At 62.2% G+C, this 11,377-nt stretch carries 5 protein-coding genes; 2 read left to right on the top strand and 3 right to left on the bottom strand.

The window, feature by feature from the left end:
- The first annotated feature begins 389 nt into the window (after positions 1-389).
- Complete coding sequence (locus DQW50_RS17205; protein ID WP_112080484.1) at positions 390-6,842, top strand: VWA domain-containing protein; 6,453 nt, start codon at positions 390-392, stop codon at positions 6,840-6,842.
- A 90-nt stretch (positions 6,843-6,932) separates the two neighbouring features.
- Here DQW50_RS17205 and DQW50_RS17210 read toward each other — a convergent pair whose 3' ends face one another.
- Both DQW50_RS17210 and DQW50_RS17215 read right to left on the bottom strand, forming a co-directional pair.
- A complete protein-coding gene (locus tag DQW50_RS17210) occupies positions 6,933-7,397 on the bottom strand; it encodes a DUF371 domain-containing protein (RefSeq protein ID WP_112080485.1) in 465 nt (154 codons plus the stop codon).
- Positions 7,398-7,453: 56 nt separating this feature from the next.
- Positions 7,454-8,284, bottom strand: a complete 831-nt coding sequence (locus DQW50_RS17215) for an amidohydrolase family protein (RefSeq protein ID WP_112080486.1) — start codon at positions 8,282-8,284, stop codon at positions 7,454-7,456.
- Positions 8,285-8,431: 147 nt separating this feature from the next.
- Here DQW50_RS17215 and thsA point away from each other — a divergent pair, with 147 nt between their 5' ends.
- Positions 8,432-10,012: a thermosome subunit alpha gene (gene thsA, locus DQW50_RS17220; RefSeq protein ID WP_112080487.1), complete on the top strand. Its 1,581-nt coding sequence runs from the start codon at positions 8,432-8,434 to the stop codon at positions 10,010-10,012.
- A gap of 34 nt (positions 10,013-10,046) precedes the next feature.
- On the opposite strand, the gene DQW50_RS17225 is transcribed toward thsA, so the two are convergent.
- Complete coding sequence (locus DQW50_RS17225) at positions 10,047-11,234, bottom strand: redox-regulated ATPase YchF (RefSeq protein ID WP_112080488.1); 1,188 nt, start codon at positions 11,232-11,234, stop codon at positions 10,047-10,049.
- Positions 11,235-11,377: the final 143 nt, after the last annotated feature.

An 11,377-nucleotide genomic window follows, 5' to 3' on the forward strand; every position in this document is an offset into this window, starting at 1 on the left:
CACTTCCTTTGATTTGACGGCCTATCCCGCCGCCTTACATCGATTCACCAGAGCCAAACGAACGGGAAGGCACTGGATGACGGGTCAACACCCATTTTTGTCGATGAGCTATTTGTGGCGTTCGTGGGCGCGAGTCGATGGGAGATTTTGCCCTTTCGATCGGTTTCCGATATATCGAGAAGCATCATCTCTTCGATGAGTCACTCATGCTTCGCTAGAAACAATTATACCAGACCAATGAGGCGACAGTATTACACTAGATTGAGGCGGCGGCGCTACGGTCGTCGTCGAGCGCACAGTCACGGAACCGCGTCGTTCATGAAAACGGCCGATGGATCGACCGTACCGTCACGTTCAGATCTCGCGATCACGCGTTTGGGAGGGGCGAGATGACGTCTACACGCGAGCGGGTCAGCGCGGTCCTCTTCGCCGTGATGATGGTCGTATCGATGGTCGGAGGACCAGCGGTAATCGGTGGAGCCGCCGCGGCGAACGCTCCGGAGACGACTGAAAGCGACCTGAATAGTGAGGTCACGAGTACTGAAAACTCCACCGACGACGAAAACGGCACGACGGAGACGGAGAACGGGACGAACGAGTCCACAGCCGGTATAACCGCTACACAAAGCGATCAGGGGGACGAACTGATCCTCCCGCGTGACGAGGATGAGGAGATATACGTCGGCGAGACCGTGGCGATCGGGTTCCTCGCTACCCATACCGGAGACACGTACGAGTGGGAAGTCGTGGACGAAGACGGGCAGGTTCTGAACGAACACCTCCTCTATAACGATACGGCCGAGGTCGAATCGACGACAGGTGACGGCCCACCGCATGCGGCGCGTGTCAATAGCTTCCGTCCGAACGAGACTGGTGAGTACGAGATCTCCGTGGTCGTCAATGGAACCGACGAGTACAACAAAACGATCACCGTCACCACGGACGATAGCGATCTCCCCGGAAACTTCTCGAGTCGACACGAACTGGCTCAGGAGTTCTCACCCGTTCTGAATTTCCATCCCGATGAGAACTTCTATCCGACGAGGTATGAGGCGTACGTCCAGAATTCAGAATTATTAGTACCCCCTGGAGAAAACATAGATGCTTCTTTCGTTGATATTGGTGCTAACTGGGCACCTGGAAAATCTGGCGGGAATATGCGGACGACAACTGATGAAAATAACCGCCTGCTACCACGTACGTCTGGTAATGGCCAACACGCAGATTATCAAGAGGAGGTCGTTGACGAGTTGTATCCTGAAACGGTATATACGAGCATTCATGAAGACGTTTCATACAAAGGTGAAACGTATACCGCAATCGGCTACTGGATGGTATACGTCCACGATCCCAAGCCAAGCGACGCAGGAACGATCCCAGGATTGACCAAGCACACAGGCGATCAGGAGCCCGTTTTTGTTTTGCTTGATGATAATGGAAAACCGCAGTGGGTCGGAGCACAACAGCACTTCGGTGGGGAAGTCAGACCCTGGAGTCAGGTTAACAAAACAGATGGTCAACCAACATTCTGGATCGCAGAAGGTGCTCACTCGAATTACTACGGACCTTACGCTGGATCTTCAAATGTAAGCCTCGGAAGCGAAGACAGACCCGACCAACTCCGGTACCGTCCGCAAAGCCAGTATATGCCCGATTATCTTCCAAACGCTGGAACTGAACCAACTGATCCGTATCCAACCGCCGAACGGTTTGGATATTATGATTTTACTACCACAGGTAGGACACTTGATCAGAGTAATTACGAACTGGCCGTTCTCGAAAATCAACCATGGGGTCAATATGAGGGAGATGTATACAGATATTCCGGTGGAGTTACTCGCGGGAGTATTTCGATGCAACAGTCACTAAAATGGAATAATACATCAAAATACTTTGACAAGAAGCTCTATGAGGATCATGAACAACGAAACGCGACGATCGTGGATAGGGACGGGAAAGGAGATCCGGCTTTACTCCCGACGCCATCATTCGTAAACCCGGAGGACGAAGACCCACATATTGGTGTGCTGTTAGCTAATGCTGATGATGGAATGAAGCCTGACGACTACGTGATCAATTTGACCGCTACGCCTCAAGACGGCGGGAGCGCGGTGACAAAAGAGTATCCGGTGTTCATTGGAACGACTGACGGAACTTCACGACAAAACTACGAGTTAGCACTACCGGAAGAGATCGACTCCGGAGAGTGGAATCTCGATCTCACTCTGTCTCTCTATGATTCTGATACCCTAGAGAATCAGGAAGAGACGCTAAACAGCGCAACTCTCAGGAACGTCGATATCGATCGTGATCCGACAGCTAACGTTGAACTGGTCTCCGAACCTAGCGGCGTATACTTGCCGGGGGATGGCTTCGAATTCGAAGTCGACGTCGAGAACGTCGGTGATGACGATCGGACATTCTTTGTCGGGTACGGTCTCGTCGGGTCGAATGGGGTCCGGACCGATATTGATCCTGTCGGCGAGAACGTGACACTCGATTCGGGCGAATCTACAACACTCTCAGTCAATGGAACGCTCGCTGATGAGATGCGCGCTGGAACATACAATACCTTCGTCTCCGTTGGCGACGACGAGACACGAGACGACACGTTCGACGATGTGCTTAGCAACGAATCAGTAGTGGTACCGCCGGAACCAACCGTCGAGAACGTCTCCGTAGAGAGAGCAACTGAGGACAGTGTCGTCGTGAATGCGACGGCAACGAACGAGGGTGGAACAGCGGAGTGGCAGTCTCTTGCGGTCTCGCTTCCCGGACTGAACAATACCACGGGTATCCAGTTGGTCGACTCCGACTTCGAGGGAGTCGACGATACGGACGACGTTCTGTTCGCACCCAACGAAACTGTCGGGTCCGAGTACGGTCAAAACGAGACGGAACTAGAGTATCCACTCATTGAAGCCTCGACGACCGACTGGTCCTCGGGCGAGCAGCGGAGTCTCCTGCTCGAACTGCCCGCTGAACAACAAGGGGAGGTTGCGTACGCCAAGTCGGTCGCGTCCGCGGACGGCGAACAGATCTGGGCATTTGGTCCGGGAGTCAACGAAACCGACCGTGTCGATCAACAACGGGAGTTCGTCTACGTGTTCCAACTCGTGGAGGAGGAAGCGAGAGGCCAAGACGTCAACGTCTCCATCTCAGACGTCGTTAACGGTCAGGCTGGTGGCATCGAATCACCGGAGCCGGTCGAGATCGATGTCGAGATCGACGCCAATGGCGAACCGTATCCGGCGGATGTCAGCGGACAGATGTTCGATATCGAGGTCGGTGGCGAGCCGGTCGAAACGACCGTTCTCGTGAGTCGAAACGGTCCACCGGGCGAGTACACGCTGCGGTTCCTTCCACCGTCAGAACAGGACGGGGTTTCCGATCCGGGTGAGTACGATCTCGACATCGAGTTCGTCGATCAGCGGTTCTCGATCGAACTTACCGATAACGACAGTCGGGTAGACGCGATTAGCTACTCCGAGGGAGAATCGACGCAGGTCGCTGCCTCGTTACAGATCGACCGCTCCGGGAGCATGCGGGGTATCATCGGAGAGGCCAAGACTGCCGGGAGAGCGTTCGTCGAACAAGGCGGTGAGGACGACTACGTCTCAGTTGTCAGCTACTCCAGCGGCGCTCGGGTCGATCAGGAACTCACTCGACTGTCCGAAGAAAACAGATCGGAAGTCGTCGACAGCATCAACGGCATCAGTGCGTTTGGGGGAACTGACAGCAGTACCGCGATGAGCCGTGGATTGACGGAAATCGAAGATGCCCCCGAAGGTACCAAGAAGGCGGGAATACACTTGAGCGATGGACAGACGAGTTCACAGAGAACTATCCTAAACGATATTGTCCCCGAATATAACGAGAACGAGGTCTGTCTGTATACTATCGGATTCACTTCCGGGGCTGACGAAGCATTTCTTAAAGACGTCGCCAACGCGTCGGACTGCGGGACCTACGAGTTCGCCGCGGAATCGGGTCAGACCGACCAGGCAGAATCGACGCTCCAAGAGGTCTTCCAGGACATCGGGACCGACGTGTCGGGCGACAGCGTCCTGTACGAGGAAGCCGGAACCGTCATCGACACGGTCGAACACCGGTTCCGCGTGGACGAGAGCGTCTCCCAAACGAGTCTCAACGTCCAGTTGGACGGCGTCGACCTCTCGGGCTTCGAATCACGGCAGACGCGGGTCTTCGCCAGCGGTGCGAGTTCCGCACTGGCCGTTAACACTGCCAGCGACGTTCCGGACGTTACCCTCTACGACCCCGACGGCAACGAGGTCGATCCGACGAACGATCCCGACGTCGAGCGTTCCGTCGTCGGCGACACGATAAGCTTCCAGATCGACGACCCCGACCCGGGCGAGTGGAGCTACGAGATAGCGAACCCGGACGATCAGTCGGAGATCGACTACGAGGCACAGGTAACCGGTTCTACCCAGACGACGATGGACATCTCGACGGCTGCGGACACGTACTACGTAGGCGATGAAACCGACCTCACCGCGACGCTCATTGGACCCGATGGAGCAGTCGAGAACGCGACCGTCGAGGCGGCGGTCGTCGATCCCGATGGAACCGACCGAACGGTCGAGTTTACCGAACGTTCCCCCGGAGAATACGTCGCCTCGGTACCCGTCGATGAGAACGGTACGTACACCGCCGATATCAACGCCACGGCAACTGACGTCTCCCGTCAGGCGACGCTCTCTTGGGACGTCGACGAGGACGCGTCCCTCTCGGTTAACCAAACGACGACCACCGACATCGTACAGGGAACCACCGACTCGGTTTCGGTCGAACTGACACGCGATGCCGAGGGCGTCGACTCCGCACGGACGGTCACGGTCGGTCTGTCCGAGCTGACGCGCACTGATGGGAACGAGACGCTCTCCTCTTCGGATATCGATCTCGATCAGCAGTCACTCGAACTCGATCGTAGCGAGAGCGCTGATATCGACGTAGCCGTGTCAGCCCCGGATGACGCCCCACCTGGAACCTACAAAGGTCGTCTACAGGCGTTCACCGACGACGGTGGAGTGATCTCCGAGACGGTCACCATCACCGTCATCGAGGACGCTACTTTCGAGGTCGGCCTCGACGGAACTCCGGAATCCGTCACCGCCGGAGAACCGATCAGCGTCAATGCGACCATTGAGAACACCGGTGACATCGCCGACGATCGGAGCATCGAACTGCTCGTTGCCGGGAGCGTCGTTAACACGACGACCGTCGGGCTAAACGCAACTGAAACCAAACAGATATGCCTCTCGTATCCCACAACGGAGACGGACGTCGGCGATGACGTCTCCGTTGGAATGCGGAGTCCCGACATGGAGACAGCGGAGACCCTCGAAATACTTGAGGACGCGAACCTTCGGCTCGACCTCGTTTCCGCCGATTCACCGGTGGCGGTCGGAGACCGGATCGAGGCGGAAGTGACCGTCGAGAACACGGGTGAGGTATCTACGAATGAGACCGTCGAATTACTCGTAGACAACACCGCGGTTAATCGCTCCGAGGTCTCCCTTGCGGGCAATGAGGAACATGAAGTCCGGCTGTCATACGTTGCTACCGAGGATGACATCGGCGAGACTGTACCGATCGAGCTCGCCGTATCCGATGACACGGCTTCTGGGACGATAGAAGTGCTTGAGGACGCGAATCTCCGACTCGATCTTCTCTCGGGCGATTCACCGGTCGTAGTCGGAGAGCGGATCGAGACGAGAGTGACCGTCGAGAACACGGGTGAGGTGTCTACGAATGAGACCGTCGAATTACACGTAGACAACACCACGGTTAATCGCTCCGAGGTGACTCTTGCTGGCAATGAGGACCGTGAGCTACGGCTGTCGTACGTTGCTACCGAGGATGACATCGGCGAGACCGTACCGATCGAGATCGACGTATCCGATGACACGGCTTCGGAGACGATCTCCGTGAACGAGGCGGAGAGTTCGTCCCAGACAGGGGGGGACAGTAGTGGTGGATCTAGCCCAAGCGGTGGCGGCGGAGGTGGCACAGCTCCCAGTCAACCGACCGACGAGATATCGATCGAAGACGAGGTCCCGAGCGACCCCGGAACGACGGTCAGCATCTCTGAAGAGAGCGTGAACGAGATCACCTTCGAAGAATCGGGTATAACCGGAACCATGGAGGTTGACGAGCTCGACGAGGCGCCCTCTAGCGTGCTCACACCCGACGAGGATCGGCCGTTCTTGGGTGGGATCGCAGTCGAGGTACCTGACGATCTGACCGATACACCTGCGACGCTCGAACTCGTCGTGCCGGGCGATGAACTGAACCGTTCCGATGTCGATATCGACGACCTCGTCGTCCTCCACGCGTCGAGTAACGCGGAGCAGGATCACCACGAGACGCTCAATACTTCGACCTTCTCCGAAGACGGCAACCTGATCGTCCAAGCGGAAACACCCGGGTTCTCAATGTTCCTCATTACTACCAACGAGACGGCCGATCCCGATACCACCGGAGACGTCGGTACGTCCGAAGAAAGAGAAGAAACGTCTGATGATGGATCGTCTGCGGAGGAGGATTCCAGTGGGTCTCCGGATCGAGAGGAACCCGAAGGAGACGAGACGTCCGGCGCCGATGAGACACCCGACGAATCATCCGAAGAGGGAACGTCCGAGGGAGGAGGAAACTCCGACGATGACTCGACCGAAGAGGATGGGACATCCGAATCCCCCGATCCACCGGTCGAAGAACCGTCCAGCGGTTCCGTTCCCGGGTTCGGCGTGGACACGGCCCTCCTCGCATTAGTCTTCCTGCTCACCGCTGCCGCTCTGGTACGGCGCTTGGAAGAATAGCGACGTTCCCCCGGTACATCCCGTTTCGCTCCCGAACGCCGATCACCCGTTCCCGGCCGGCTGGTGAACGTGGGCCTTCCGCTCGACGTCCTATCTCCGAACCTCCAGCCGCAGTTCCACTTCCTTCCCCTCGACGAGCGCGGCCACGAGGTCGCGGTCGAGGTCGACAGCGGCCGCGTCGGCGTCGACCAGGACCGTCCGCCCGTCGTCGGTGTACTCGCTCGTCCGTCCGACCATCGACCGGTCGTCGACGAGCGCGAGCCCCGGATCGCCACGACCGACGACCGTCTCGGTGTGAGTCTCTCCGTCCTCGCCGTTCCCCTCGACCGTGATCGTCGCCGTGATCGTCGCCTCTGCGTCCTGACACGCCTCACGGAACGCCTCCGAGAAGTCCCGCGGCGTCCGGTCGGCGTCGACCCCGATGATACAGTCGCCCGCGGGCGTGAGCCAGTCGTCGGTCGTGAACTCGAAGGTGCTCGCGTGCTCGGCGGTGACGTTCTCGTGGCCGCGCGCGCGGACGGTCTCGACGTGACGTTCGTTCCCGGCGTCGCTCATGCTCGTGAGGTCGACGACGGCACGACAAGTGGCCGTCGCTTCGGGTGTCGCCGGCTTCAGACGTCCGCACCCTCGGCGAGCGCCGGGACGAGCCTGACCGGGTTCTTCGCGAAGACGCGGCGCATGAGATCCTCGGAGACGTCGAGGGTTAACACCTCCATCACGCCGACGTTCGGGTGGACGTGGGGTGCGCCGGAGCCGAACACCACGCGGTCGGGATGTTCCAACACCCCGCGTTCGAGGATCTCGCGGTAGCGTACGGCGCTCGTGTCGACGTAGAGGTGGTCGTGCTCCTCGAGCAGGTCGAGCGTCCGGTTCATCAGCTCCGTGTCGAGCGGGTAGCCGCCGAAGCTGGCGAGCACGACCGGGAAGTCGTACGCGAGCAACTCGCGTTCGACCGCGTCGGGTGGGAACTGCTCTCCCCCGTGAACGATGACGGGGAGCCCGGCCGTCTCCAACCGCTCCAACACGTCCGCGTTCGGGAGCCCGTCGTGTGGCGGGACGAGCGTGAACCCGTGGAAGCGGTCGTCGTAGGAGTACTGCTCGACGTCGTCGGGGCGGGCGTGGTGGTCCTCGCGGTCGGCTCGGAGGTTCCGGACGGCTGAGAGGGGGCCGTCCCCTGGATCCCGTGGACCGTTGAGCCGGGCGAACGCGACGAACGGGCGGTCGACGGAGAGGCGAGCGACCGCGTTGTTGGCACGGAGGTAGCTCCGGCCGGCCGCGCGGCGACCGGGGCTCACGACCGCCCGGACGATCCCCGCCTGGTACATCTCGCGTTCGAGTCGCTCGGGCGTGATGTCCCGGCCGTGTACAGCGACGGAGGCCTCGTCAGGGTCCAACGAGGCGTGGGTGTCGACGATCCGGAAGTCGTGTTCCAACCCGAGCATTCGCGTGGGCATCCCACGCGTACAGCATGTGCCTGTCGGTCCGACGGCGACTCTGATGGGTCCCCCTCCCGTGTCGACGCCTTCGTTCGATCCCGTTCGAACCGGAGCGATACGTATATATAGAACCGCTGACCAACCAGCGTTCGTATGTCGTCCCGTACCTATCAACCGCTCTACGTACTCTCCGAGGACAGCGAACGAACACGCGGCCGCGCAGCCCAGGAGTCGAACGTCGCCGCCGGGAAGGCGGTCGCCGAGGCCGTCCGCACGACGCTCGGCCCCCGCGGCATGGACAAGATGCTCGTCGACTCGACGGGGTCGGTCGTCATTACGAACGACGGCGCGACGATCCTCGACGAGATGGACATAGACCACCCCGCCGCCCAGATGATCGTCGAGGTCGCGGAGTCCCAGGAGGAGTCCGTCGGCGACGGGACTACCACGGCGGCCGTCCTGCTCGGCGAACTGCTCTCGCGGGCCGAGGACCTCCTCGAGGACGACCTCCACCCGACGGTGATCGTCGAGGGCTACGCCGAGGCCGCCAGGCTCGCCGGCGAGGCGATCGACGGACAACTTATCGACGCCGACGCCGGAACCGGCGACGTCGAGGACCTCCTCGCGTCGGTCGCGGAGTCGTCGATGACGGGGAAGGGGACCGGCGACGTCGCCGCCCGCGACCTCGCGGCGCTCGTCGTCGACGCGGTCGACCGGACGACCGGCGACGACGGCGTCGACCGCGACGCGATCCACGTCCGTCCGCGAACCGGCGCCGCCTCCTCCGCGACCGAGCTCGTCGACGGGGTCGTCGTCGAGGAGGAGCCGGCACACGAGGGTATGCCCGACGACGTCGAAGACGCGTCCGTGGCGGTCCTCGAAACGAAACTCGAGGTCCGGCAGGGCGACGTCGACGCGGAGTACTCGATCACCTCCGTCGACGGCCTCAACGCGGCCCTCGAGGCGGAGGACGCCGAGCTTCGCGGGTACGCCGAGACCCTCTCCGCTGCGGGCGTCGACGTGCTCTTCTGTCGGAAGAAGATCGACGACCGGGTGGCCGGCTACCTCGCCGACGCCGGGATCCTCGCGTTCGAGAGCGTGGGTTCCGCCGACGCCGACGACGTCGCCCGCGTGACGGGTGCGAAGCGGCTCGGCACCCTCGAGGACCTCGAGGCGAGCGACCTCGGCCACGCCGAATCGATCGCGGTCGAGCCCGACGGCGACGACGACGACCTCGTCTTCGTGCGTGGCGGCGACGCCTCCCGGGCGGTGACCCTGCTCGTGCGCGGCTCGACGGAACACGTCGTCGACGAACTCGAACGCGCCGTGAACGATGCGGTCGATACGGTCGTCGCCGCCCGTAACGGCGGGATCGTCCCCGGCGCAGGCGCGACTGAGATCGCGATCGCCGCGCACCTCCGCGGGGCGGCGGCCTCGGTCGAGGGACGCAAACAGCTCGCGATCGAGGCGTTCGCGGACGCCGTCGACGCCCTCCCGCGCACGCTCGCGGAGAACGCCGGTTCAGACCCGATCGACACGCTCGTCGACCTGCGGGCGACCCACGACCGCGACGGCCGGGCCGGCGTCATCACCGACGGCCGGACCGCTCGCGTCGGCGACCCGCTCGAGGACGGGATCGTCGACCCCGCTGCGGTGAAACGCGAGGCGGTCGACTCAGCGACCGAGGCGGCGACGATGCTGCTCCGGATCGACGACGTCATCTCCGCGGAGTAGACCGGGGAGTCACTCGCTTTTTTGCCTCAGGGCGTCAGGGTCCCGCCGTCGACACGACCTTCACCACGTCCCCCTCCGAGAGGACGTGGTCCTCGCCGATCCGCCTGCTCGACCGGGCGTCGACCGCGTGGAGGTACCCCTCGCCGATGTCGGTGTGGACCGCGTACGCGAGGTCCGGCGGGGTGGCCCCCGCGGGCAGGAGGAACGCGTCCGGGAGGACGTTGCCCGTCCCGTCCGTCCACTTGCCGGCATCCTGGACCGGGTACACCGTGATCCGATCGAGGAGGTCGTAGACCGCGGCGTTCAACGCGGCTTGAACCCCCGTCCCGTCGAACCGTTCGATCACCTCCCGGATCGCGTCGAGGCCGGCGCGCTGGTCGGCCGAGACGTCGCCGACGACCTCGAAGTCGGGGTCGCCGGGGTCGTAACGCACCACGCCGGCCTCGACAGCCCGTCGGAGCGCGAGCTCGCCGTCGGCGGTCGCCGGAACGACCGGCTTGTCGGTCGCCTCGCGGAGCCGGTCGAGGTTCTCCGGCGGCGCGACGTCCGCCTTGTTCGCGACGACGACCATGGGTTTCGTCCGTCGCCGGATCTCGCGGGCCAGCGCCTCGCGGTCCGCGTCGTCCCACTGCTTCGGGTCGGCGGGGTACTCGAGGCCGCGGAGCACCGCCGCCACGTCGGCCTCCGTCGCGCCCACGCCGGTCAGCATCCCGGTGAGCGCCTCGTCGAGGTCGAACGCCGGCGCGCGCGACTTACGCTCGACGCCCTCCCAGTTGTCGGCGATCACGCCGGCGAGCCAGAGGTCCATCTCCTCTTCGATGAAGTCGACCTCCTCGACCGGGTCGTGGGTGCCGACCTCGACGGGTTCGCCCTCGCGGTTCGTGCCGCCGGAGGCGTCGACGACGTTCAACACGACGTCCGCGTTCGTCAACTCGTCGAGGAACCGGTTGCCGAGCCCCTTCCCCTCGTGTGCACCCGGGACGAGTCCGGCCACGTCGAGGAGCTCGACCGGGACGTACCGCGTCCCGTCGTGACAGCGGTCGTTCCCGCAGCGCTCCTCCCGGTCGAGGCAGGGACACTCCGTGCGGACGGCGGTCACCCCGCGATTGGCGTCGATGGTCGTGAACGGGTAGTTCGCGACGTCGACGTCGGCCATCGTCGCGGCGGTGTAGAAGGTGGACTTGCCGGCGTTCGGCTTCCCGGCGAGCGCGACCGTGAGCATGCTCGTGGGTCGCGGCCGCACGAAAAGCGCCTTTCGGTCGGTGGTCGTTTCGATCGATGGTCGCTTCGGTCGGTGGTCGTGGCGGCGCGTGCCTCCGAGCGGCCGGTGGTCGTGGCGGCGCGTGCCTCCGAGCGGCAGGCGGC

This window comes from Halorubrum sp. 48-1-W (genome assembly GCF_003287355.1).
Classification (GTDB): Archaea; Halobacteriota; Halobacteria; order Halobacteriales; family Haloferacaceae; genus Halorubrum.

What these genes read in the sequence shown, in the direction of transcription:
- DQW50_RS17205 (WP_112080484.1), top strand. Translation starts at nt 390, where the DNA reads ATGACGTCTACACGCGAGCGGGTCAGCGCGGTCCTCTTCGCCGTGATG.
- DQW50_RS17210 (WP_112080485.1), bottom strand. Translation starts at nt 7,397, where the DNA reads ATGAGCGACGCCGGGAACGAACGTCACGTCGAGACCGTCCGCGCGCGC.
- DQW50_RS17225 (WP_112080488.1), bottom strand. Translation starts at nt 11,234, where the DNA reads ATGCTCACGGTCGCGCTCGCCGGGAAGCCGAACGCCGGCAAGTCCACC.
- thsA (WP_112080487.1), top strand. Translation starts at nt 8,432, where the DNA reads ATGTCGTCCCGTACCTATCAACCGCTCTACGTACTCTCCGAGGACAGC.
- DQW50_RS17215 (WP_112080486.1), bottom strand. Translation starts at nt 8,284, where the DNA reads ATGCTCGGGTTGGAACACGACTTCCGGATCGTCGACACCCACGCCTCG.